This is a genomic window from Arthrobacter castelli DSM 16402 (assembly GCF_000430705.1).
GTDB lineage: Bacteria > Actinomycetota > Actinomycetes > Actinomycetales > Micrococcaceae > Arthrobacter_C > Arthrobacter_C castelli.
Genome location: NZ_AUMN01000001.1, coordinates 272,746 through 295,559, shown reverse-complemented (window position 1 = coordinate 295,559; position 22,814 = coordinate 272,746). Strand labels below are relative to the sequence as shown.

21 protein-coding genes are annotated in these 22,814 nt (G+C 64.8%); 6 read left to right on the top strand and 15 right to left on the bottom strand.

The genetic code is table 11. The features are described from left to right. Window positions 1-11: 11 nt before the first annotated feature. Together H535_RS0101530 and H535_RS0101525 are read left to right on the top strand one after the other, a co-directional pair. A complete protein-coding gene (locus tag H535_RS0101530) occupies window positions 12-350 on the top strand; it encodes an MmcQ/YjbR family DNA-binding protein (RefSeq protein ID WP_026818144.1) in 339 nt (112 codons plus the stop codon). Window positions 351-506: 156 nt separating this feature from the next. Beyond that, window positions 507-1,928, top strand: a complete 1,422-nt coding sequence (locus H535_RS0101525) for a UDP-glucose dehydrogenase family protein (protein WP_026818143.1) — start codon at window positions 507-509, stop codon at window positions 1,926-1,928. Here H535_RS0101525 and H535_RS0101520 read toward each other — a convergent pair. The 6 genes from H535_RS0101520 to H535_RS22825 form a co-directional block, all read right to left on the bottom strand. Further along, window positions 1,925-3,058, bottom strand: coding sequence for a phosphotransferase (locus H535_RS0101520; RefSeq protein ID WP_026818142.1), 1,134 nt, complete (start codon window positions 3,056-3,058; stop codon window positions 1,925-1,927). The genes H535_RS0101525 and H535_RS0101520 overlap by 4 nt on opposite strands. Next, window positions 3,055-4,341 (bottom strand): aminoglycoside phosphotransferase family protein, encoded by a 1,287-nt coding sequence (locus tag H535_RS0101515; protein ID WP_026818141.1) that lies wholly within the window; start codon window positions 4,339-4,341, stop codon window positions 3,055-3,057. The genes H535_RS0101520 and H535_RS0101515 overlap by 4 nt, the downstream gene beginning before the upstream one ends. Next, window positions 4,338-6,236 carry an ABC transporter ATP-binding protein gene (locus tag H535_RS22835; RefSeq protein ID WP_245580106.1) on the bottom strand — a complete coding sequence of 633 codons (1,899 nt, stop codon included), beginning with the start codon at window positions 6,234-6,236 and terminating at the stop codon, window positions 4,338-4,340. The genes H535_RS0101515 and H535_RS22835 overlap by 4 nt, the downstream gene beginning before the upstream one ends. Continuing rightward, entirely contained in the window at window positions 6,233-7,366 is a 1,134-nt protein-coding gene (locus H535_RS0101505; RefSeq protein ID WP_245580104.1) for a glycosyltransferase family 4 protein, read from the bottom strand. Before H535_RS0101505 ends, H535_RS22835 begins: the two co-directional genes overlap by 4 nt. Next, on the bottom strand, window positions 7,363-8,676 hold the full coding sequence (locus tag H535_RS22830; protein ID WP_081416395.1) for a glycosyltransferase family 4 protein: 1,314 nt from the start codon (window positions 8,674-8,676) through the stop codon (window positions 7,363-7,365). Before H535_RS22830 ends, H535_RS0101505 begins: the two co-directional genes overlap by 4 nt. A 208-nt stretch (window positions 8,677-8,884) precedes the next feature. After that, entirely contained in the window at window positions 8,885-9,877 is a 993-nt protein-coding gene (locus H535_RS22825; protein WP_051298308.1) for a glycosyltransferase family protein, read from the bottom strand. A 240-nt stretch (window positions 9,878-10,117) separates the two neighbouring features. Between H535_RS22825 and H535_RS22820 the strand changes: the two genes are divergently transcribed. Continuing rightward, complete coding sequence (locus tag H535_RS22820; RefSeq protein ID WP_051298305.1) at window positions 10,118-10,357, top strand: type II toxin-antitoxin system RelE/ParE family toxin; 240 nt, start codon at window positions 10,118-10,120, stop codon at window positions 10,355-10,357. Continuing rightward, entirely contained in the window at window positions 10,354-10,656 is a 303-nt protein-coding gene (locus H535_RS0101485) for an addiction module antidote protein (protein WP_026818139.1), read from the top strand. Before H535_RS22820 ends, H535_RS0101485 begins: the two co-directional genes overlap by 4 nt. 701 nt (window positions 10,657-11,357) lie before the next feature. Here H535_RS0101485 and H535_RS0101475 read toward each other — a convergent pair. The 6 genes from H535_RS0101475 to leuC all read right to left on the bottom strand — a co-directional run bounded on the left by H535_RS0101475 (window position 11,358) and on the right by leuC (window position 17,223). After that, a complete protein-coding gene (locus H535_RS0101475; protein ID WP_026818137.1) occupies window positions 11,358-11,837 on the bottom strand; it encodes a hypothetical protein in 480 nt (159 codons plus the stop codon). 827 nt (window positions 11,838-12,664) lie between these two features. Next, on the bottom strand, window positions 12,665-12,925 hold the full coding sequence (locus H535_RS0101470; protein WP_155838459.1) for a class I SAM-dependent methyltransferase: 261 nt from the start codon (window positions 12,923-12,925) through the stop codon (window positions 12,665-12,667). A 118-nt stretch (window positions 12,926-13,043) separates the two neighbouring features. Continuing rightward, window positions 13,044-13,832: a DUF1700 domain-containing protein gene (locus H535_RS0101465; RefSeq protein ID WP_026818135.1), complete on the bottom strand. Its 789-nt coding sequence runs from the start codon at window positions 13,830-13,832 to the stop codon at window positions 13,044-13,046. Next, window positions 13,832-14,260, bottom strand: coding sequence for a PadR family transcriptional regulator (locus H535_RS28170; protein ID WP_081416360.1), 429 nt, complete (start codon window positions 14,258-14,260; stop codon window positions 13,832-13,834). The genes H535_RS0101465 and H535_RS28170 overlap by 1 nt, the downstream gene beginning before the upstream one ends. 849 nt (window positions 14,261-15,109) lie before the next feature. Then, window positions 15,110-15,709: a 3-isopropylmalate dehydratase small subunit gene (leuD, locus tag H535_RS0101460; RefSeq protein ID WP_026818134.1), complete on the bottom strand. Its 600-nt coding sequence runs from the start codon at window positions 15,707-15,709 to the stop codon at window positions 15,110-15,112. Then, on the bottom strand, window positions 15,709-17,223 hold the full coding sequence (gene leuC, locus H535_RS22815; protein ID WP_035768068.1) for a 3-isopropylmalate dehydratase large subunit: 1,515 nt from the start codon (window positions 17,221-17,223) through the stop codon (window positions 15,709-15,711). Before leuC ends, leuD begins: the two co-directional genes overlap by 1 nt. A 111-nt stretch (window positions 17,224-17,334) precedes the next feature. Between leuC and H535_RS0101450 the strand changes: the two genes are divergently transcribed. Beyond that, window positions 17,335-18,054, top strand: a complete 720-nt coding sequence (locus H535_RS0101450; RefSeq protein ID WP_026818133.1) for an IclR family transcriptional regulator — start codon at window positions 17,335-17,337, stop codon at window positions 18,052-18,054. Window positions 18,055-18,123: 69 nt separating this feature from the next. After that, on the top strand, window positions 18,124-18,657 hold the full coding sequence (locus H535_RS0101445; RefSeq protein ID WP_026818132.1) for a DUF1697 domain-containing protein: 534 nt from the start codon (window positions 18,124-18,126) through the stop codon (window positions 18,655-18,657). A 30-nt stretch (window positions 18,658-18,687) separates the two neighbouring features. On the opposite strand, the gene H535_RS0101440 is transcribed toward H535_RS0101445, so the two are convergent. The 3 genes from H535_RS0101440 to H535_RS0101430 are packed head-to-tail and all read right to left on the bottom strand — an operon-like array spanning window position 18,688 to window position 22,809. Continuing rightward, window positions 18,688-19,146 (bottom strand): GNAT family N-acetyltransferase, encoded by a 459-nt coding sequence (locus H535_RS0101440; protein WP_026818131.1) that lies wholly within the window; start codon window positions 19,144-19,146, stop codon window positions 18,688-18,690. Window positions 19,147-19,177: 31 nt separating this feature from the next. Beyond that, window positions 19,178-20,992 carry a GTPase family protein gene (locus tag H535_RS0101435; RefSeq protein ID WP_026818130.1) on the bottom strand — a complete coding sequence of 605 codons (1,815 nt, stop codon included), beginning with the start codon at window positions 20,990-20,992 and terminating at the stop codon, window positions 19,178-19,180. Further along, window positions 20,989-22,809: a dynamin family protein gene (locus tag H535_RS0101430; RefSeq protein WP_051298303.1), complete on the bottom strand. Its 1,821-nt coding sequence runs from the start codon at window positions 22,807-22,809 to the stop codon at window positions 20,989-20,991. Before H535_RS0101430 ends, H535_RS0101435 begins: the two co-directional genes overlap by 4 nt. Window positions 22,810-22,814 lie beyond the last annotated feature (5 nt).

The window sequence follows — 22,814 nt, the reverse complement described above, 5'->3', positions numbered from 1 at the left end:
CCGCCGCGACCATGGCCTCTGAAGACGACGTACGCCGCATCTGCCTCGCACTGCCGGGAGTGACGGAGCGCCCCAGCTGGGGCCAGCCGGCATGGTTTGCCCGAACGTTGATGGCGCGTATTTGGGAACCGGGGGTGCTCACCGTGAAGACCGACGAACGTGAGTCCCTCGCCGCCACGGCACCTGAAATCTACTATTGGACGCCGCACCACGAACGATCCGGACAACTCGTGCTGGTCCGGCTCGATTCGGTACCCGACGATGAGCTGGGCGAGCTGCTCGAAGAGTCGCACCGCATCGCCGGCGGGGTCTCCGAGCGGCGGGTCTCCGAGCGGCGCGGAGCGCCTTAGTCGACCACCGGGGTCGGCGATTCTCACGCGGCTCTCATGATCGTTTCACCGTCCACTCATGCAAACGGCCTAGCGTGGCACCATGATGCGGCCATTGGTGCCATGATCTTCCGGTCAACTCCTGCGGTCGGCGCGTGAACAGAAGGGTGTGGGACTATGCGTATTTCAGTGATCGGCTGCGGGTACTTGGGCGCAGTTCATTCGGCATGCATGGCAAGCCTCGGGCATGATGTTGTCGGCATCGATGTGGACCGCGACAAGGTGGAGGCGCTGAGCAACGCCTTGCCACCATTCTTTGAACCCCGGTTACCCGAGCTGCTGGAAACTCAGACAGCTGCGGGCCGGCTGACCTACTCCACCGACATCAGCGCAACTGCGGCAGCGAGGGTTCATTTCATCGCTGTCGGCACGCCGCAACAATTCAACCAGCACGCGGCCGACCTGAGCTATGTCCATCAGGCCGTTGATGCCCTGGTCCCCTATTTGGCCCCCGGTGATCTCGTGGTGGGAAAATCCACCGTTCCGGTGGGTACTGCCCGGCAGATCGCTGCAACGATATCCCGCCGCTGTCCGGAAGCGACACTCGTCTGGAACCCGGAATTCCTGCGCGAAGGCTTCGCGGTCCAGGACACTCTCATCCCGAACAGGCTGGTCTACGGCTTGCCCGACGACGACCGGGTCGGCTGGAGCGACCAGGCCGGCCACGCAGCCCGGGCCGGCCAAACAGCCCAGGCCGGCACATCGGCCAACGGCACACGCGAAAATGCCCAAAGCATGCTGGACGCGGTGTATCAGCATGCCCTCGCGAACGGCTGCCCCCGGCTGGTGATGGATTACGAGACTGCCGAGCTCGTCAAGGTCTCCGCGAACGCCTTCCTGGCCACCAAGATCTCCTTCATCAACGCGATGTCCGAAGTCTGCGAAGCGGCCGGTGCCGACGTCTCCATGCTCTCCGACGCCATCGGATACGACGACCGTATCGGGCGCAAATTCCTCAATGCCGGGCTGGGCTTCGGCGGCGGGTGCCTGCCAAAGGACATTCGTGCCTTCATGGCACGTGCCGACGAACTCGGCGCCGAACAAGCATTGACCTTCCTGCGTGAGGTCGATTCGATCAACATGCGCCGCCGCGCCCGCATGGTGGACCTGACCCGCCAGGCCTGCGGCGGATCTCTGCTGGGGAAGCGGGTTGCGGTACTCGGGCTGGCATTCAAGCCTGATTCCGACGACGTCCGGGATTCGCCCGCGCTCAACGTTGCCGCCCAATTGCAGCTGCAGGGAGCCGCGGTGACCGCTACCGATCCGGAAGCGACAGCCAACGCGGCACAGCGGTTCCCGGAACTGAACTACGCCGAAACCACTGCCGAGGCAGTCGAGGACGCCGACGTCGTGCTGGTGCTGACCGAGTGGCAGCAGTACCGTTCACTCGACCCTGCCTGGCTGTCCGGCCAGGTCGCCCGCACCGAGGTCGTCGATGGCCGCAATTGCCTCGACGGTGAAGCGTGGCGTGCGGCGGGTTGGACGTATCGCGCACTCGGCCGTCCCGAGCTGCCTGCCGCCGTACCGGCGCCGGCTTAAGACGGAAACCTGCCGCGGAACCAGTCTTCGGCAAGCCGACGATACGGAGGCCGGAACGAGTACACGCACGCCAGCCTCAGTGCCGTTGCCATCGAATAGGCTTGGGTTCGCTCCGGCTCCACGCCCAACTGATCAGCTGTGCGGCGCACCTCTGCTTTCGCCGCAGCAGCCGCGGCGGGATGGAGCAGGCCTTGGTAGCAGCGGAATTCCAGGTGCACGGCCAGATTCGCCAGGTCCAGCGCCGGCTCGGCCGGCGCGAGGGTGTCACAGTCGATCAGCCCCAGCGAGCGCTGCTTCGGGTCGAACAGGATCTGCTGGTCGTGCAGGTCCCGATGGGCCAGTACGGGCTTCTGGGCCTCGCCGGCGAGCAGCGCCTGTTGCACACGGTCGGCAGCGTCCCCCAGCTGCCGCTCCCCCACGGCCAGTGTCCCGAACCCGCGGGCATGTGCCGCCCACTTTTCCACGGTGCGGCATTCGTCGTCGGCGCTGTAGGAAGGGATTGCGCCAGCGACGGGACGGGCAAACCGAGGCCAGTGACGGCGGAAAAATCGCCAGGCCTGCATCCAGCGTGCGGCTGCCCCGCCGTCGTCATCCGGCCCTTGGCTTGCTGCCCCGACCTCTCGCCCCAGCAAATGCAGGCCCCTGCCGGGCACAGTGGACAGCGTAATGCTTCCGGCACCTTCGGCAAGAACTTGGGGAACGACGACGCCGGATCCGGCTGCGAGCGCCGAGGCATCCTTGTGTGCCCGGGCAGCGGCAGCGGATTTGCCGGTGCGCAGTACTTTTATGAAGGACTGTGGCGCCTCAGGATCCGTACTGCGGATCACTGCCCGGCGGCCGTACCTGTGCACCAGCAGGTCGCCGGCGCGGGCGGCCTCTGCCAGGGTTTCCAGTTTCGGGTCTTCGCAGTATGCGCCCGCCTGTACGGTCCCGTCTGCGTGCACTCGCCCTGCCCGGATGCGGCCGGTGTTGCGCTCCGTTGCTTCAAACGTGAGCTCACCGTCATTTGCCGGCCACGCCCTCTTCACCGCAACCGGCACACCGATGGCACCGGCGACAGCATCATCGAGGGATTCCAAGACCGCCGATCCCGTGGCCCGCGAAACCCCGGCCAGGGACAACCGGTTCACCGCAGCACCTCCTCCGCCAGCGTGAGCCGGGACGCCATCTCAGCTTCCCAGCCCTTCCTGCACTGGCGGAACGGTTCGTTCAGGCGTCCGAGCAGGTGAAAGGCGGTCCACGCGTCGATATCGGCGTCGTTCACGGTGCCGCCGCCGGAACGGTATCCCTCGAGCAGGCCGGGCAACAGCCGCGTTGCGCGTCCCTGCGTGGACGGAGCATCAGCAACAAGTTCGACGGCGGCGAAGCTGCCCAGGTCGGCCGCTGCCGGAGCCCGCGAGGCACGGTCGAAGTCGACCAGGCGCACCTGGCCGCCGTCGACCAGCACTTGGTCTGCGGAGAAGTCCCCGTGGGTCAGCACCTGTTGGCCGGTCCTGGCCAGCCGTATCGCGAGTTTGCTGCGCAAGCGGTCCAGCCTGGCGCCGAGCTCCGGGGCCAGCCGTGAAAGGTCCCTGATCATCAACGCGAGTCTCCCCGGGCCGTCGGGCTCATACCCATGGCGGCTGTCGGCGTCACCGGGCAGGGGTTCTTCGGGACGTGGGTGGGCGTGGAGTTTGGCGAGTGCCCTGCCCGCCGCCCGGCTCAGCTCGGCCGTCGAGGGCCCAGGCCGGTGCCTTGCTATTGATGCGAGGTCGGTCGACCCGAACCAGGGGTAGTAGCGCAGCCGCGGCCAGTCCGGAAGACCGTCCGGCAACGCTGCCGGGGTGTATTCCTCCACAACCGGCACTCCGGCAGCGGCGAGTCTGCCCAGCAACGGTGCGGTGGTGTCCACTGTCGCGGACCCGGCCTTGCACACCACAGTCCCGGCATCCGTCTGCAGGGAGAACACCACCCGCCTGAACGGGTTGTAATTGAGCACATTCCTCGCCAGGTCCGGTTCCCCGACGGCCGATCCGGCGAACGGAGCCAGGACCTTGTGCAGCTTCTTGTCCAGCCGAAGCGGCCCGCTGACCACCATCTGGCCGGTCGGGCCCGGCACGGGGATCAGTGCCGCCCCGGTGTTTGCCGAGGACCACTGCCTGCTTCGACGCAGCAGGTTTTCGGCCTTGATGGCAGCATCACGATGGTATGCCGCAATCCAGCCGGGCGTGCCGCCGTCGTCGGGTTGAAGACGTGCGACGGCGGAGACCCCGGGTTTGTGCCGCAGATGATCAGCCCTCACGTGCCGCCCCAAGGCGGTGCTGAGAGCGGAAGGGTCAAAAAGCAAGTCCAAGGCGGGCAAATCCGGATCTATTGGGCGAACCGGTGGCTCCCAGGTCCCCGAGGCGGCCGGGTCGTTCCTGTCGACAGTCATGCCCGCACCCCTGCCTGCGCTCCTGCCTGTACTCCTGCGCTTCCCCCGGCGGGCGCCCGTTCCGGACGCGGCGGCACCGCCGGCCGCCGCTGCGGTCCCGATAATGAGTGCCGGGCGTTGGCCGCCCGGTGCTGCTCCACCCACGAGGCGAACAACGGCTGCCGCATGAGTTCGGCGGGCGTGCCTTCCAGCAGCACCTTGCCCTCCTGCAGCCACACCACGCGGTCGCTGGCCATCGCCACCGAGGCTTCGTGGGTGATGAACACCGTGGTGCGTCCCGCACTCAACGCATCCAGCCCCGCAAGCACCTCCGACCGGGACGCATGATCCAGCCCGGTGGTTACTTCATCGGCAATCACCACCGGTGAGTTACGCAGCACGGCACGGGCAATGGTGATGCGCTGCCGTTGTCCGCCGGACAACGTGCCGCCTCGTTCTCCGATCACCGTCGAATATCCGTCGGCAAATGCGGAAATGAAGCCGTGGGCATTGGCCAGCCGGGCGGCCTGTTCGACTTCGGCGTCCGTTGCGTCCAGTTTCCCGTACCGGATGTTTTCCATGATAGTGCCGCTGAACAGTACCGCGTCCTGGAGCACCAGGCTCATGGCCGAACGAACCGATGCCACCGTTGCGTCCCGCACGTCCGTGCCATCAATGGTCACGGCTCCCGCCACCGGGTCCATCATGCGCACCAGCAGGGAGACCAGGGTGGATTTGCCGGATCCTGAGGGGCCGACGATGGCGGTTTTACTTCCCTGGCGGATGGTCAGGTCCAGATCCCGCAGCACCGGTGCAGCATCACCGTAGCCGGCGGTCACTGCCCGGAATCCGAGCTCTCCGGATACCTTGCCCAAGGGTTCGGCCCCGGGGGCATCGGTAATATCGATGCGCTCTTCGAGCAACTCCGCAACACGCTCTCCCGAAGCCGCGGCCCGGGCGATGCGCCCGGTGTATTTGGCCAGGTCCCGCAACGGCTTCATCGCCGTCTTCAAGTACGTCAGGAACAGCACCAGGTCCCCCGGCGTCATCGCCCCCTCGACGACGCGCCAGCCTCCACCGGCCAGCACCAGGGCGGTGGCCGCACCCACGATGACGTCAGTGCGCCGCTCCAGCGCGGCGGCGAGGCGTCGGGCCTGCACCCCCTCCTTAAGGGTTTGCGCATTGCTGCTGCCGAAACGTTCGGCCAGCGTGCTTTCGAGCCCGTAGGTCTGCACCACGCGGATGGCGCCGAGGCTTTCGGCGGCAGTGTTGGCCAGCGAGCCCTCCCCCTTGCGGGTGCGCCGGGCCGCCGTCGTGATTTTGCCGGTGCTCCCCCTCGAGAGCAACACAAAACCGGCGGCGCCAAGAACCACCACCAGTGCCAGCAACGGGTCCAGCCAGAACATCACCCCTCCCATCGCCACCAGCGTGATGCAGTTCGCGAGCAGGGGCAGCCCGGCGGTGACTGCCACTTCCTGCAGCCTGCCGACGTCGGAAACCAGCCGCTGGACCATGTCGCCGCTGCGTGACGAGGAGTGGTAGCCGGCCGACAGGGACTGCACGTGGTTGAATACGCGGGCCCGCAGAGCCGTGGCGACCCGGGAACCGGCCAGGGCGAACGCCACAGTGGCCAGGAAATTGCTCAGCGCACGCATGCCGGTGAACAGCACGACGGCGGCCCCGGCGGCCAGCAGCAGCGCCGGCGTCGCTGCCGGTCCGGTACCGGCCAGGTCCGCACCCAGGCTGCGGGTGATGGCGTCGACGACGAATTTCACCGGCCAGGGTTCCAGCACCCTGAACACCACTTCGAACAGCAATGCGGTCACCCCGCCGGCCATCAGCCATTTGTGGCCGCGCAGGTGGGGGCGGACCATGGCCAGCGTGCACCGCAGCGGCCGCTCCTTCAGCACGGTCACAGTGCCACCCCCTCGATGATGCCGGCCAGGACTTCGTCCCAGCCATAGCGGTCGACCGCCAGCTTCCGGGCGGCGTCGGACATGGCTGCCCGGCCCTGAGGCGCTGCCGCAAGTTCGTCGATGGCGGCCGCCAGCTCATCGGGCCGGGACGGTTCCACCAACAGACCGGTAATGCCGTGCTCGATGATGTCCGGCACCTGGCCGAGCCGTGACGCCACCACCGGCAGGCCGGCTGCCAGGTATTCGTACATCTTCAGGGGCGAAAAGTACTGCTCCGATGCCTGCCCGGTCGCGGGGTAAGGAGCTGCCGCCACCGCACACCCGGCCAACGCGGCGGGGATGTCCTCCGGTGGCACGGCGCCGGTGAAGTTCACGTCGACATCCAGGCTCGCCGCCAGCGCCCGGAGTTCCGGGCCTTGGGGACCATCGCCAACAATCTTCAGCGCCCAGTCACCGGAGGCAGCCGCTTTGGCTTCGATCAGCGTCCGCACCCCGTGCCAGGGCTTCAGGGTTCCAACAAATACGACGACGGGACGGCCCTCCGCTTCAGCGGTGGGCTGGATACGGGCGCAGTTGACCCCGTTCGGTGCCACCACCACCCGGTCGTGGGCCCCGGCGTCGATCCGTTCGGCGACCCAATCGGCCACGGGCGCGGAAACACAGGCGATCCGGACCGCGGCGGCACCCTGGCGGCGCAGGCACACCAGCGCGGCGTCCTCGTCCTGCAGTTCCCGGTGGGTGCGCTGCTCGTCAATTAAGGGAGCGTTGACCTCCAGGAGTCCTGGAACGTCCAGTGCGGTGGTGATGCGCTCCAGCGCGTCACTGAACAATGAGTACCGCTCATACACGGCATCGGCACCATCCTTGATGGCCTGCGCCGCAAGGGTGTCCGCGGCCTTCGCCTGCGCCCGCTCGCGGTCCGGTCCCGTGCTCTTGGGCAGGCGGTGCTCCACGACCCTCATATCCCCCATGTCCGGCGGGACGGTGGATCCGGCACGGGTGCAGTAGATCGCCACCTCGGCACCTAACGTGCGCCAGCTACGGATGATTTCCTGGATGTGGACCGAGGCACCTTTGGTGCCAAAAACCGGCACACCGGGGTCTATGCACACATAAGCAAGCCGGATCATGAAGCCACCCCGGCCAGCCCTGCCTTTTTGCCGGGCTCCGCCTCCGGCGTCATCCCATTCCCGGAAGCGAGGCTCCGCAGCCGGGATGCCTGGCTCCTTGAATCGAAGCATCGTTCTATCAGCTCCCGCGCCGCCGTCGTCGTTGCCTGGCGGTCAAAGGACTCGGAAGCACAGAAGGAAACAGCGTCCACGATATCGGCGCTCACGCCCGAGCGGATCAGCACGCCCGTCAGGCGCCCATATCGGTCTGCCATCACCTCCGGGATGCCGGTCACATCACTGGCAATGCACGGCACGCCAACGGCCATGGCTTCCAGCAGCACGGTGGGAAGCCCGTCAACATTGCCGTCCTGGCCGGTGACGCACGGAGCGACAAACACGTCGGCCCAACGCAACAGGTCACTGACTTCCTGCTGCGTCCGGGGCCCCGGCAAGGATACTGATTCCGTCAGTCCCAAGTCGTGGATCTGCTTCTCCAGCTGATCGTACTGCGGGCCGCCCCCGGCAATTCTCAGCTCCAGCGCCAACCCGCCACGGACCAGTGTGGCCGCGGCGTCGAGGAGCAGATCGAACCCCTTCTTCTCCACCAGCCGGCCCACGGCGGCAATCCGGAAAGGTGAATGCGGCGGGACGGGGGCCTCGTAGCGAAAGCGTTCGAGCTCCAGCCCGTTGTACACACGGTGAATGGTTGCCTCGCAGCCGGGACACAGCTTCCTGAGGTAATCCAGGTTGTAATCGCTCACGGTAATCACATGATCGGCTTCGGTCATCAGCGAGATCAGCGTTGCCTGGTCCACATCCTGATGAAAAATGTCCTTGGCATGAGCCGTAAATGAAAAGGGTATGCCGGTCAGCCCCGAAGCAATCCGCGCTGTGCGGGCAGCGATGGAACCGAAGTGCGCATGGATATGTGTAATGCCCTGCCGGACAAACCGGACCGCAAGCTCCACGCCTTGATGGACATCGGCCGGATCGGTGTCCACCAGCTCAGGCAGCAGTTGAGCGAACCGTTGCTCGAAGCCGGGAAGAGCCGCGCAGGCCGCCATGATGATCTCCCAGCCCTCGCTGAGCTTTGCGGGCTTCGCCACGTAGTTGACCGGCGCCTGCACGCGGGCAAGTTCCGGATGGAACCGCGGGTCGACCGTCGGCCGGAGGGAGAAGATTTCCAGCCGTTCCCCCGCAGCCTCCCGGGCCAGGATCTCAGTGACGATGAACGTCTCGGAAAAGCGCGGATAGATCTTCAACACGTACGCAACGCGGGAACCGGCAACCCCGCGATCGGCGGTGAAGGAATCATTAGACGGCTTCATTGCGCTCCCAATCTGCCGGTATACCAACTTCGGTGGAGCCGGCCCCACCAAGGCCGCGGCCAGATGGCCAACGGCGCTCAGCCCGGAAAGGTCGACGTCAGAACGAACAACAGGGGTGTCCAGGGCTGTACTGAGCCAGGCGCCCATTGCCGCAGGGGTGAATTCTTCCGGGTGGCAGACATCCGCCAGATGGCATCTGGCCAGGGACTCAGCCCGTATGATCTGTTCGCGCCGGGGGGGTGATCCGCGGAACCAGCAGTGCCGGAGTGCTGGTGCTCATGATCTCGCAGACTGAGTTATAGCCGCCCATCGAGACGATCGCCGAGGCGCCCCTGATTTCGGCCAAGGCATCCCTGACGCTGCCCAGCACCCGAGTGCCGGCCACAGCCGCCCGTTCCACCTGTGCCCGGTCGTCTTTGGGCATCTGGGGACCGGTGATGATCAGGTGCTCGTATCCGTCAGGCACCACGGTCCGCGCAGCGGTCAGCATGATGTCGAGTCCGTCGGACCCTCCACCGGCCGTGGTGAGCAGGTACGGACGGCTCGCTCCGCCGGTGCGGCGTGCAGCGTGGCGGCCGGCGGCCAGGTACCCGGTGTAGCGGACCATGTCGGCCATCTCCTGGGGGATTTCGCCCGACACCAATGGGTCGTGGATGCCCGGGTCGCCGTACACCCAGCACTCATCGAAGCACCGGCGCACGTTGTTGACACCCAGGTTCCGCCACTCCCGTTTCGCCACGGAGGGGCTGTCGAGGACTTCCCTCAGCCCAAGCACCACCCGGCAATGGGGATTGGTTTTCCTCAGTGCCATCAATGCCTGGTTCAACTCCCCATCGACGCCGAAGGGATGACGGTCAACGATCATCAGGTGCGGGCGGAATTCCTGCAGGACTGCGTCCATCATGTGCGAGCGAAGACCGGTCAGCTTCTCCTGACCAATGGCAAGATTGCGCGGCACATAACCATCGGCGCCCTTGCTGACCCCCGGCAGCACAACCCAGTCCCAACCGTCCGGGCGCTCAAAGCGGGTGGCATGGGATTCACCGGTGACTAGCAGGCCAGTCACGGCCCGGCCGGTAAGTTGCGGTATTGATGCGGCCATCGCGTGCGCAATGGCCAGATTCCGCCGTGAATGGCCGAGCCCTTGCGAGTCGTGGGAGTAGAGAACAACCCGAAGGTCCTCCTGCGTCGTCCAGCCCATAATCGCCCGCCTGTTCCTTCGTAGGGTCCCGCGTAACCATTCGTTCAACTACGATTCACTCAACCAGCCGCTCATGAGCCGGATGTGAGCGATCCATGAGAGGTCTCTCATCTGCCCGGCTCCCAAGGAGTTTCAGTTGCGGGATCCGCTGTCGGGGCAATCATGCGAGGTCGTTGTCCGGCCTGAGAAGAGGAGAATCATCTTCTGAGCACAGCTGCAACTGACGGTCTGCTGATTCGGGTGGGCGGGCAATCGCGAAACGAGGTCATCCAATCACTGCGCGATGTGGGGGTCCAACTCAATGGCTATGCAGAGACGCTGCTTGCCAACGGCCCGGGATACCGCGTGTATTTCTTGCACGAAGGTAACCGCCTGATCTTACTGCTGACAGGAGGAGACAAATCGACCCAAGAGGCAGACATCGGGGCCGGCCACACCATCGCCGACAACTGGCGCCGCACACAAGGAACACACGAATGAGTACCAACACCGAAACCTTCGCCCCATTCGATGCCGCGAACTACCTGAACACCGTCGAAGACGTCGCCGCCTATCTGGAGGCAGTCATCGACGAAAGCGACGATGATCCCACGGTCATCGCCCGAGCGCTTGGATCTATCGCACGGTCGCGCAACTTCAGCCAAATCGCCCGACAAGCAGGGATGAGCCGCGAAGGCCTTTACAAGGCACTGTCCGCGGAAGGCAATCCGAGCCTCGCCACCGTCATCAAGGTGTCCCACGCCCTCGGACTCCGACTGCACTTCGAGGCCATCGCCTGATATGACGACAGGTCTCGTAAGTCCAGGACCTGGATTAGTCGGCGTCCCGTAGGCGGATGGTCTTTTGGGACGGCCCTGGACCTTCTATGCGGGACACCCCTTGCGGACTTTGTCAGCGCGCAGAGGGTGGGGTCGGTATAGGCTACGACATATGGGGCCTACTTCAACGTGGCGGGCTCTCTTCGGTCACTTTCTTTTGGCCGCAATGCTGATGAGTATAACGGCGTGCGGGGGCGATAGCGCGCAGTCTGTTGATTGCAATGCGCGCATGCGCTTTCAGGGTGTGACGTACGAGATGCATGGCGCAGTGATGGCCACGCCCCCAGGGCCGACGTCGCCTGTTGGCGAAGCGGACATTCTGGGTTGCACCGACGATGGCTGGAAGGTCGTAGGTCAGACCACGGCCCTGAAAATCCAAGGCGTCGACGTCAAGACAGCAATCGCACTCACAGGTAACTATGCCGATGTCTACGTCGCCAAGGGTACAAGTCCAGATGATTGGCCTGACACTATTCGCCGTAAATAGTTCTTAGCCAGCAGGTGAAAATCAGTGAGAAACATATGCATCGCTGAAGAACCATCGGGATCCGCTACGGGACAAAGCTTCCTCCCGGGTGGTACGGACAAGTTGAAATCATGCGGATCATGAGCCGGTGTGGCGTAATGGATGTCGGTGCAAACCCTCGCGCAGCCGTGCCCGTTCAGGCGAAGCCCACCGGCTGTCGCTGGAACAGCCACGTGAGGTCTGCTGAGCCATCCTCAGTCCAGTGGTCGATGACCGCGTAGCGCATTTTGCCGCGCGGCACCTTGAACGACTTACGGAATGTCGCCCCGGAGTCGGATTCCGCCGTGATCTCGTGGATGCCGGGGTGCAGCGTCAGCGGGAAGCTCATCCAGTTGTGCTGGTCCTCGACATGGAAAACGCTGTCGACCACTGTCACACCATCGATCGTTATCGTTATGCGGACCTCCTCATCGTTGAACGACTGGTTGCTGACATAGAGGAGCAGGTCCGCCTCCGCCGCGCCGACGAGCCTTACTGACGAGTCGGGGGCGGTACCTTCTGGATGCGGAGAGGGGTCCACGCCCTGCCCGCCACCGCAACTAACGAGAGCCCACAAGGCGAGGATGAGGACGAGGGCGAATAAGCGACGCACAATCACACTGGATGAGCCTGGCATATGCTCATCTTTCCCTACTCGGTCCTAATACATAAGGGGGTAAACACAGCTCAGTGGAGGATCGTCCAGTGGTGTCAGGATTTCTCCTCGCTTGCCGGGTGTACGAGAAGTAGTCTTCGATTATGGGGAATACGGATGAAAGTGCTCATGGTGCACCGGCAACAGTGGACGACATAGCTCACCGGAGCCGGAGAGAAACACCTTATGCGTCGGCATTATTCAAAGGCGTCTTCATTGGGTCTCTCTTCGGTGCCGTCCTGATGCCGCTTTCGATGATTGGTCCTTCTCCGAGCCCAGCTTGGCAACCGGACTTCGGCACCTACATCGTGGCGGTGATATTCGGATCCTTCATCGGTGGGGTTGTTGCCGGTTTCTCTGCTGCATGTGCTTTGGGGCTCCATGTACTGATCGGGCGAATATCGCCCCTGCTGCGGGCACCGTCCGCAGCCCTTGGGGCTATCGTCGGTGTGTTCCTTCCAGCATGCTTGGTCTTAGGCCCCCGGACGGCCCTGACCCTGTTGGACGCCTGGCCCTGGTGGGTGAGCGCGTTAGCTGCAAGCATCCTGGCCGTGAGATTGACCAAACGATTCAGAACGTGACCAGCTATCGCCTTGGCCATGCGTCATTTGTGGATCCCCTAGCGGAAACTTTTCACGCGAAATGAGATTCTGCGCTTTGAGCGGTCTGGGTGGACGCTGGTTCCTGCTTACTGACTCCCGCTTCGGCGTAGCCAGCGGGATCCGCTGCCTTCGTTCGCCGCTTCGTCGTCGGGGTTGAGGATGGAGCAGGTCCGCATGGACAGGCATCCGATACATTCGTCGAGCGATTTACGCAGGTTCTGCACGGCGGCCGGCTGCTGCCAACATGGACTCGTCCATGTCCGCCAGCACAACGTCCAGACCAGAAGCCTCGAGGGCTGAGGCATAAATCCCGGTCCCTCCGACAGCATCCAGGACGACCCCTTGAAACTGCTCAGCGTAGAGCGTACGCAAGGATGACCAACCCGACTGGCCCATATCCCGCTGGTCGTCGTGCGCGGCGATCTCCTCATCTGTGATCGAGTGGCCACGACTTACGGGTTTGCTCATTTCAGCCGCTCCTTTCTTCAACGAGGACAACCGGCCGAAGGTAAAGATCAACTGCGCATCGTTCGTTACGAACTCTACAACCGCGCTTAGAAATGTCATCCGACGGATCAGGATGGCTTTACGGGTTGGTTTCGTTGCGGCTCTGGGCGGGTAATTCAGGCGTGGTTGATGCTCTGCCTTGTTTCCATGTGTTTACTGCCATCCATGCGCTGATAGCCGTTGCCACGACAACTCCTGAAATCAGGATCAGAGTCTGCGCATCTGAGATAGAAGCCAGTGCTATCGCTGCGATATTGAGTGCCACGGCGGTGGGGAGAATGGCAATACCCAGCCATTTCTGACCTGTCGACCATAACGGCGAGTTCGCCACCAAGATTATGGAAGCCAGCCATAGCGGCACCACGAATAGAAGCATAGCAAGGGCTACGGACAGTTGTTCCCAGAATGCTGGTACGACGGGATTAGCGGAGGAGGCGGCAGAGGCGGCTTCGCTCTTCGCTGCAGTGGAGAATAGCGCTCCGGCCAACAGTACGGCGAGATATAGTCCGATCCCCACCAGGCCCAGAAGCCCGACGGTACGAGGAACCCAAGTCCGACTTAGCAGCGGAGCAGGAGTTGGACCGGCCACAGACGGCTGTTCATCCGGAAGACTTTCAGGCTCTCTGTCGCCATTAGTGCCGGATAGTGACGCCGCTGCTACGTCTTCGGGAGGGCCGAGCTCGAAGAGTATTTCGTTGACGTCGGATTCGGTGTGCGGGACAGGTCGACCGTCCAGTGCTGATTGGATGTGTTCACGAACTCCTCCGAGCACTTCTGATCGCAGCTCCGGTTCGGCATTTTGCAGCATGCGGCCGAGGTCATTGAGGTACGTGTCGACCAACATGGTGGCAGCATCGGTGGTGTCCATTAGCTCTCTCCATTGCTGAGTGGATCCTGGGCGGGGGTAACACGGAATTCGTTCACTAAAGATTCGGCTCCGGGCTCCGCGCTGCGGCCGTGGGAAGCTGACAGGGCTGAGTCGACGGCATTGCGGAAAGCCGTCCATGTCTCGTTGAATGCCTCGAACGATTTGTCTCCTTCGGCCGTGAGGGAGTAATAGCGGCGAGGCGGTCCGGACGTTGATTCCTGCCACTTTGTTACTACGAGGCCGGCCTTACGCAATCGCGAAAGAAGTGGATAAAGAGTGCCCTCTCCGCTCATCAGAATCCCTCCGCTGGTAAGTGTTCGAGCAATGTCCAAGCCATAGTGCGGGCCCGAACGGAGCAGGGCCAGAACGCAGTATTCCAAGGTGCCGCGCCGGAGATGCGACAGAATGCGTTCATCTACAGGTACCATGCACCACAAGGTAGCATGTTAAACTCAGTAGCGGAATCCCTCTATGGCGGCCCAACATCCTGATTTGCCACTGACCGTTGCCCATAGCGATGGATTAGTAAGAACTATCCCTTCGTCCCGTGGGTCGCTGGTCCCGTGATCATGCGTAGGACGATGAGTAATGCTCCGAGGCAGCCAAATGCGTATCCGGCGTAGGAGAACGCGTGGAACTCCGGAAAGATACTTACAGATATACGCGGAGCAGTATCGCCAGCGTAATACTGGCACGTTACATCCAGCGGCAGGAGGGAAATGCGGCCTTCAGGCGGATGCCCTGCAGATATTATCGCCTCACCAGGCGCCCGATCCGTTACTTCAGTAATGCAGTAAATGTCCGGGCCGTGGTAGCGAGCGGGTGCGACTTTAGCCAGGGGAACGAGCATCAAGATAGCCGACAGCAAAAAGCATGCCAACGCTAGTCTCAACACCACCCGAACTTGCCATTCATCCTTGAATTTCAACCAGTTCTACGAACGAATGGGAATGTCGACGGACGAGACCGCAAAACCCTGTGTGGATGGCTCCACACTGACGGAAGTTCGCTACCGCTCCCCGTGAGCGATCAGTGACTCGGTGTCCCATAAGACCAACCGTCACCGGTCACACCTGCCGCTGACCTGCAACGATGGAATGACCGCAGGCTGCGTGTCCGGTTAGGGAGGCCGGTGAGCAGACCAATCACGGGCCCCTATGTGGCACGCACAACGCGACACACAGAGATGACCATGGCACCACATCGGTACACCACCGACCCGACAGACGACAGAATGCATCTGCATTAGCCGCGGGTACCGCCGGTCCCGGGATGAGTCAGGTACGAGCCGGAAGTGTCTTCGGCTTGAACGAGGCCCGTGTCGCCTCGAAGTTGCTGATCGCCTGCTCGTCGCGCAGGGTGAGGCTGATGTCGTCCAGTCCCTCCATCAGGCGCCACCGGGTGTAGTCGTCGATCTCGAACGGCGCCACGATGGATCCGCAGGTGACCAACCGGGATTCCAGGTCGACCGTCACATCGGTTCCCGGTGCTTCCTCCAGCACCTTCCAGATCAGTTCGATGTCGTCCTGCTGCACCTGCGCGGTGACCAGTCCCTGCTTCCCGGAGTTGCCGCGGAAGATGTCGCCGAAGCGGGAGGCCAGCACCGCCTTGAAGCCGAAGTCCTTCAGCGCCCAGACCGCGTGTTCACGTGAGGATCCGGTGCCGAAGTCAGGACCGGCCACCAGCACGGAGCCCTGATTGAACGGCTCCTTGTTCAGGATGAATTCGGGATCCTTGCGCCAGCTGGCGAACAGTGCATCCTCAAACCCGGTACGGGTGATCCGCTTGAGGTAGACGGCCGGAATGATCTGGTCGGTATCCACATTCGACTGGCGCAGCGGAACGCCGATACCGGTGTGGGTGTTGATTTTCTCGATCATGACTGGCTCACTTTCTCTGCTGCACCGGCTGCTGAGTCGTCGGTCACGGCGTCGGAAGCTCCACCGCTGCCGGGAACCGGCCCGCCGTCGTCGTCCATCAAGTCTGCGGGCGAGCTGAGGGTGCCGCGCACCGCCGTCGCCGCGGCCACCACGGGAGAGACCAGGTGGGTGCGTCCGCCCTTGCCCTGGCGGCCTTCAAAGTTGCGGTTCGACGTCGATGCGCACCGCTCCCCCGGCTGCAGCTGGTCCGGGTTCATGCCCAGGCACATCGAACAGCCGGCGAAACGCCATTCGGCGCCGAAGTCCTTGAACACCTGGTCCAGTCCCTCGGCCTCGGCATCCAGCCGGACGCGGGCGGAGCCGGGCACCACCATCATGCGCACGTCCGGATCCTTGGTGCGGCCGCGGATGACGTCGGCGGCCAGGCGGAGGTCCTCGACGCGGCTGTTGGTGCACGAGCCCAGGAAGACCGTGTCGACCCGGATGTCCTTCATGCGGGTGCCGGCCTCGAGGTCCATGTAGGTCAGGGCGCGTTCGCAGGAGGCCTTGTCGTTCTCGTCGCCGAAATCGTCCGGGGACGGGACCGAGCCGGACAGCGAGACGCCCTGCCCCGGGTTGGTGCCCCAGGTGACGAACGGTTCGAGCTCATTGGCGTCGAGGAAGATTTCGGCGTCGAACACGGCGTCGTCATCGGTGCCCAGCGACTTCCAATAGTCGACGGCGGCAGCCCAATCCTCACCTTCGGGGGCGTGCGGGCGGTCCTTCAGGTATTCGAAAGTGGTCTCGTCCGGGGCGATCATGCCGGCGCGGGCACCGGCTTCGATGGACATGTTGCAGATGGTCATCCGCGCTTCCATCGACAGCGACCGGATGGCCGAACCGCGGTACTCGAGCACGTACCCCTGTCCGCCGCCGGTGCCGATCTTGGCGATCACCGCCAGGATGATGTCCTTGCTGGACACGCCGGGCTTGAGATCACCCTCGACCGTGATCGCCATCGTCTTGAACGGCTTCAGCGGAAGCGTCTGGGTGGCCATCACGTGCTCCACCTCGGAGGTGCCGATACCGAACGCCAGGGCACCGAACGCGCCATGGGTGGAGGTGTGCGAGTCGCCGCAGACCACCGTCATGCCGGGCTGGGTCAGGCCGAGCTGCGGGCCGATAATGTGGACGATCCCCTGCTGGGCATCGCCCAGCGAGTGGATGCGGACGCCGAACTCCTCGGCGTTGTTGCGCAGCGTGTTAATCTGCGTCCGGCTGGTCTGATCGGCAATCGGCTTGTCGATGTCCAGCGTGGGGGTGTTGTGGTCTTCGGTGGCAATGGTCAGGTCCTTGCGCCGCAGGTCCCGCCCGGCCAGCCGCAGCCCCTCGAAGGCCTGCGGCGAGGTCACTTCGTGGAGCAGGTGAAGGTCGATGTAGAGCAGATCGGGCTTGCCATCTTCACCGCGGGTGACCAGATGGTCGGCCCACACCTTTTCCGGAAGCGTCTTGGCTTCAACTACCGGTTCCATGGTCTCTTTCCCTTCACCTTGAATGTGCTCAATGTAACTGAACAACAAAACCCCGGCCGTCCGCCACTGAGTGGACTTGCATCTCAAATATTGAGACGGCAGTATCATTCTATGGACAATTCTAGTGGAGTCGGCGTCATCGATAAAGCAACTATGGTGCTCGACGCTCTGGAGTCCGGCCCGGCGTCGTTAACCCAGTTGGTGACGAGCACCGGTCTTGCCCGCCCGACAGTGCACCGGCTCGCACTGGCGCTGGTGCACCACCGGATGGTCAGCCGCGACATCCAGGGCCGGTTCATCCTGGGCAACCGGCTGGGTGAGCTGGCGTCGGCGGCCGGAGAAGACCGCCTCACGGCGGCGTCGGGGCCGGTGCTGCTGCAGTTGCGCGATGCGACCGGCGAGAGCGCCCAGATCTTCCGCCGCCAGGGTGACTCGCGGATCTGTGTGGCCACCGCCGAACGTCCCTCCGGACTCCGCGACACGATTCCGGTGGGCACCCAACTGTCCATGAAGGGCGGGTCCGCCGCCCAGGTGCTGCTGGCCTGGGAGGATCACGACCGGCTGCTCGAAGGCCTCACCAATGCCCGTTTCACTCCCACAGTGCTGGCGGGAGTACGACGGCGGGGATGGGCACAGAGCCTCGGCGAACGGGAGCCGGGTGTCGCTTCCGTATCGGCCCCGGTGCGCGGCCCGTCGGGACGGGTGATCGCCGCGGTTTCAATTTCCGGTCCGATGGAACGGCTCACCCGGCAGCCCGGCCGGCTGTATGCCGACGTCGTCTGCAACTCCGCGCGGATCCTCAGCGAAGCGCTGCGGAAGGTGACAGATTAGGCCCGGGGGCGCCGCACAACCCACGAGCTGCATCGACAGGACACCACCCGGAGAAGCTAGGGTGCATTCATGAGCACTTATGCGGTCTTCCTGCGGGGAATCAACGTTGGCGGAGCCAAAATCAAGATGGTCGACCTGCGCGAGGCCGTCGAGACCCTGCCGCTGGAGAACGTCTCCACTGTGCTCGCCACCGGAAATATCGTCTGCGACTCCGACGCGGACATGGCCGAGGTGAAGACCCTGGTGGAAGGGTGCCTGCGGATGCACTTTGGCTACGAGGCCTGGGTCGTAGTGCTGACCTTGGAGCGGGTGAATGAGTTTATCGCCGCTTCCCCCTACCCTGCCGATTCGAAGGAGTTCCACTCTTACGTCACCCTTTCCTCTGATCCGGCGGTGCTCGACGAGCTGTACCGGCTGGCCGGCGGGGAGCAGAATCAGAACCAGACGCGGCTGGGGCCCGAAGCCATCGCCTGGCAGGTGCGTGTGGGGGAAACCCTGGATTCACCAATCAATAAACTATCCAACAAACCCAAATTCAAAAAAGCAACCACCACCCGGAATCTGAGGACGCTGCACAAGGTGGCCGACGCGGGATCAGCCTAAGGCGCCAGGATACGGCGAGCCGGACGCTGCTCATCGGCCGCAGCGGTCGACGCGCTCCCACGGCCACTCGGCGGCAAGCCAGGCCTCGAGCGCGTCGGCCAGCGGGATGTCGAGCTCGGCCCGATCGGCCCGCACCCACGACTGGACCTCCACGTCATGGTCTGCCGAGGCCGCCGGATACAAATAGACACAGCCGATGACGTCGCCGTCGGCCGGGTTCAGAACGGTGAAGGTGAACCCCGTACCGGCTGCGAAGTCCGCGGCATGGCGGCGCAGGTCGGCAAGGTTGGCCTCGAGCGTCATCCCGCCCAGCGGCGGCCAGTTGCCGTCCGGGTAGCCCGGAGTCGTCCGGATGTGCTCAATGCTCGAACTCCAGGCCGCGTGGTCGGCCTCGTTGTGCTGTGGCCCCAGCGGCTCAAGGCGGAACCGATCGGTGACCAACGACGTCGGCGGCTCAAACCCGGCCGGCACAAACGCTTCTGAAGTCATGTTGGGAGAGTAGCAGACGCCGCCCGCACATTCAGGACGCCGTGGCCCGCGCCAACGCGTCGTTGAAGCTCCTCAGTGCCTCCGCCTCCGCCTGGACAGGACCCATGACGTGCACCTCGGCCACCTTCCTCACGGCAGCGAGCAGCCGTCGTCGGGCCTGCTTGGCCCTGCGGCGGGCAGTGAGCCGGGCCAGCACCGCGGCGATCAGCGCCAGCAGGATACCCAGCACGATTCCGCCGAGCAGCAGCAGGGTCGGCAGCGGGAACCCTTCGACCGCGGGCGGCTCCGCCACCGTCAACTGGAGGTATCCCATCACCGCGAGACATCCGAGCCAGCCGGCCCCGACGACGGCGGCAGCCAGTCCGAGCCACTGGAGCAGCCCGACTAACGGCCACCACCAGGACCCCTTGCCGGCCCGGAGGTCGGTGCCGGCCACTGCCTGGTCCAGGGCGTCGGGAAGGTGCTCCCGCGATTCCGCCGCCGCCCGGCGGATGGAGGCACGCCACGGCTCTGCCGCGCCGCTGCCGACAGCGTCTGCATAGTCGCGGACCGCCGAATCAGCCTGCGCACGCTGCGCGGCTCCCTGCTCAGGCAAGGAACTGCGGTTCACCTCGGGGACGACGTCGTCGCGGCCCAGGTTGAGCCGGCGCAGTGGATCGGGGCGGAACCTGCCCAGCCAGCGAGTGACCGGCCATCCGGTTCTGGCACGGGCACGACGGCGATAGGAACCGGCGACGGCGTCGACCACCGATTCCACGCGGGCGGCCTTCGCGAGGCCGTCCACGAGCTGTTGCCGCTCGCGCTTGCCTGCTTCGGCCGTGCCGGTGGTGCCGTTGCCGGCAGCGGGATGCTCCGGGCCGGTGCTGTCGGTGGTGCTGCCAGCGGTGCTGTCGGCGGAAGCGGCGGAAAGAGTTCCGGCGGCACGTTCGACGTCGGCGGCGAGGCGTTGTGCGGCCGCCTCCCGACGTGCGGTGACCTGCTGGATCGTCTCCCGCAGTCCGTCGATGCCGGTGCCGGTGACCGCTGAGACCAGATGGACTTCCGCACCCGTGAGCCCGTCCTGTGCGAGCAGTCCGCGCAGCGAGCCGACCACCTGGTCCACCTCCTCGCCGTGCAGCCGGTCCACTTGATTGAGCACCACAAGCGTGACGGCGCCGTGCGACGCCAGCGGCCGGAGGAAGCCGTAATGCACGGCGGCGTCAGCGTACTTTTGCGGGTCCATCACCCAGACCAGCACATCCACCTGTCCGGCCATCTTCTCGACGATTTGGCGGTGTTCGGCCGCGGTCGAATCGAAATCGGGCAGGTCGAGCAGGATCAAGTGCCCGGGTGCGTTGGTGTCGGGCCGGCGTGGCCGTCCTCCGGTCGCGCCCGGCTTTGCACGCCGGTTTCGCGCCGGCTTTGGGGCTCGCTGCACGACCGCCGGCTTTGCACGCCGCTCCCCCGCCGTACCCGGCTCGCCCCGCTCTCCCGGCCCGCCGTCGTCGTCCATCCAGTGCCGTTGACTGACATTGAGCCAGTCCAGCAGCGGCTCACTCCCCTCACTGCCCCACACCGCCGCGAGCGGTTCAGCGGTGGTGGGCCGGCGGGCGGCGACTGTGGCGGCACCGGTGCCCGTGACGGCGTTGAACAGCGACGATTTCCCGCTGCCGGTCGCTCCGAAAAAGCCCACCACGGTGTGGTTGGCGGACAACGACCTCCGCGACGCGGCCCGGTCGAGCACATCACCAACCTCGGCCAATGCCGCGTCGGGCAGCCGTCCTTCGGCGAGTTCGCGGGCTTCGTTGAGCGCGGACAATCGCTCGTTCAGACTGGACTGTTCGGCCTTGCTGCGATGCCGGCTCATGCCTCCGCCCCCAGTTTCTGCAGCACCTTGGCCTGGCGGTCCAAGTCGCGGGCCGCGCCGTCCGGCAGCTCCGGCAACCGGTCCAGGAAGCGGCGGGACTCGGCGGCGAGCACATTCTCACAGCGCTCCTTGAGGTTCCGGCGCGCATTCTGAGCCAGCCTCCGCACTGCATCCTCGCCAAATATTGCTTCGAGCAGCTTCTGCCCGACGACGGCGGACCCACCAGCGATGCCGACCTCAAGGCCGGTCAGGCCGGCTGTGGAGGCAAAGACGACAACCATCAGCACCACGCCCAGCCCGTTCACCCCGAAGGACATCATCCGTGCCTTGAACCGCTTGTCCTGGCCCTCGTCACGGATCAGCTCCATCAGGTCCCCCTGCCAGGCGCGGATCTCCGCCGCGACCTTTTCCGACAAGCCTGCACCGGGCCGGGAGAGGTCCTCCGCTCCGATCAGGTGACGTCCCGCAGGGTCATTGCGCCACCGCTGGTGCGCATCTTCGGCCGCCTTGGCCGCCTCGTCGACGATTACCGCCTGCACGCCCGTTTCGATGGCCGTCTCCACGCGGACCGCCGGTGCCGGCCGGCCGGTGAGGAACGCCCCGACCCGGTCCCGGAACCGGCCGATATTGGTCTCCACGCTGCGGAAAAAATCGCCGGTGCCCACAAAGTCCTGCCAGCGGGCGAGCACCTCGCCGCGCAGCAGGGTGCCGTCCCTGGTGGCATCCAGCACCCTCGATGTGGCCGCGTCGTAGGCCTCCCGGACATCGGCGGCCAGCCGCTCGCCGGCGTCGTACTGTGCCCGCTGCGCCTCGGCAATGCCGGCGACCCGTCCGCCCAGGGAGCGCACCGCGCCGTGCAGCGTGCGGCGGGCGATCCCGGCGCGGGATGTGGCGTCGGCGGCCAGCCCCTGCAGCCATTCGCGCACCGGCAGGATGGCGGCATCCGGCAGCATCCCCCGTTCGTCCAGGCTCGACTCACCAACCAGGAACACGTCTGCACCACTCAGCCCCTGGGCATTCAACAGCGACCGAAGGTCGGTCTCCACCTCATCCTCCACCCCGGACGGCACCCGGTCCAGCACGACCGCGACGGTGATGTCCCGCCCGGCCGCGTCAAGCAGCAGCTTCCACGGCACGGCGTCGGCATAGCGGTTGGCAGTGGTGACGAACAGCCACAGGTCGGCGGCCGCCAGCAGCTGTCCGGCCAGCCGGCGATTTTCGTCGGCGATCGAGTCGATATCGGGGGCGTCGAGGATGGCCACGCCGGGCGGGACGGTATCTTCGCCCAGCATCACCAGAGAGGTGATGGCCCCGTCGTGGAGGCCACCGCCCGCCTCAGCTGCCTTGCCGCCGTCGTCGATGCCGCTGCTGCCGCCAGCCTCGGCTGCCCTGCCGCCGTCGCCGATGCCGCCGAGTGCCGGGGTGATGCGGCTGAGATTGGGCAGGATCCGCTGCCCTGAAAACCAGCCGCGGTCATCGGGATGGTGCACCAGGATCGGCTGCCGTGTGGTGGGTCGAATGGCGCCGGTGCGGGTTACGGGTCTGCCCACCAGCGCGTTGACCAGCGTGGATTTGCCGGCCCCTGTGGAACCGCCGACGACGGCGAGCAGCGGTGCGTCAAGGCTTCGGTAGCGGGGAAGCACATAGTCATCCAGCTGGGCGACGGCGTCCCGGACATCGTCACGGGATGCCTGTGCGCCGGGCAGCTCCAACGGCAGCTTCGTCTCCTCGAGCAGCTGCCGCGCAGCGCCCAGCGTGGCCAAGGGCCCGTCGTCGTCCGGTGGCACGGTCGCCGTTGAAGAATTCACCCTGCCCATGATGC

Coding starts and splice junctions, on each gene's coding strand:
- H535_RS0101530 (WP_026818144.1), top strand. CDS start 12: ATGGCCTCTGAAGACGACGTACGCCGCATCTGCCTCGCACTGCCGGGA.
- H535_RS0101525 (WP_026818143.1), top strand. CDS start 507: ATGCGTATTTCAGTGATCGGCTGCGGGTACTTGGGCGCAGTTCATTCG.
- H535_RS0101515 (WP_026818141.1), bottom strand. CDS start 4,341: ATGACTGTCGACAGGAACGACCCGGCCGCCTCGGGGACCTGGGAGCCA.
- H535_RS0101505 (WP_245580104.1), bottom strand. CDS start 7,366: ATGATCCGGCTTGCTTATGTGTGCATAGACCCCGGTGTGCCGGTTTTT.
- H535_RS22830 (WP_081416395.1), bottom strand. CDS start 8,676: ATGAAGCCGTCTAATGATTCCTTCACCGCCGATCGCGGGGTTGCCGGT.
- H535_RS22825 (WP_051298308.1), bottom strand. CDS start 9,877: ATGGGCTGGACGACGCAGGAGGACCTTCGGGTTGTTCTCTACTCCCAC.
- H535_RS0101485 (WP_026818139.1), top strand. CDS start 10,354: ATGAGTACCAACACCGAAACCTTCGCCCCATTCGATGCCGCGAACTAC.
- H535_RS0101475 (WP_026818137.1), bottom strand. CDS start 11,837: ATGCCAGGCTCATCCAGTGTGATTGTGCGTCGCTTATTCGCCCTCGTC.
- H535_RS0101470 (WP_155838459.1), bottom strand. CDS start 12,925: ATGAGCAAACCCGTAAGTCGTGGCCACTCGATCACAGATGAGGAGATC.
- H535_RS0101465 (WP_026818135.1), bottom strand. CDS start 13,832: ATGGACACCACCGATGCTGCCACCATGTTGGTCGACACGTACCTCAAT.
- H535_RS28170 (WP_081416360.1), bottom strand. CDS start 14,260: ATGGTACCTGTAGATGAACGCATTCTGTCGCATCTCCGGCGCGGCACC.
- leuC (WP_035768068.1), bottom strand. CDS start 17,223: ATGGAACCGGTAGTTGAAGCCAAGACGCTTCCGGAAAAGGTGTGGGCC.
- H535_RS0101450 (WP_026818133.1), top strand. CDS start 17,335: ATGGACAATTCTAGTGGAGTCGGCGTCATCGATAAAGCAACTATGGTG.
- H535_RS0101445 (WP_026818132.1), top strand. CDS start 18,124: ATGAGCACTTATGCGGTCTTCCTGCGGGGAATCAACGTTGGCGGAGCC.
- H535_RS0101440 (WP_026818131.1), bottom strand. CDS start 19,146: ATGACTTCAGAAGCGTTTGTGCCGGCCGGGTTTGAGCCGCCGACGTCG.
- H535_RS0101435 (WP_026818130.1), bottom strand. CDS start 20,992: ATGAGCCGGCATCGCAGCAAGGCCGAACAGTCCAGTCTGAACGAGCGA.
- H535_RS0101430 (WP_051298303.1), bottom strand. CDS start 22,809: ATGGGCAGGGTGAATTCTTCAACGGCGACCGTGCCACCGGACGACGAC.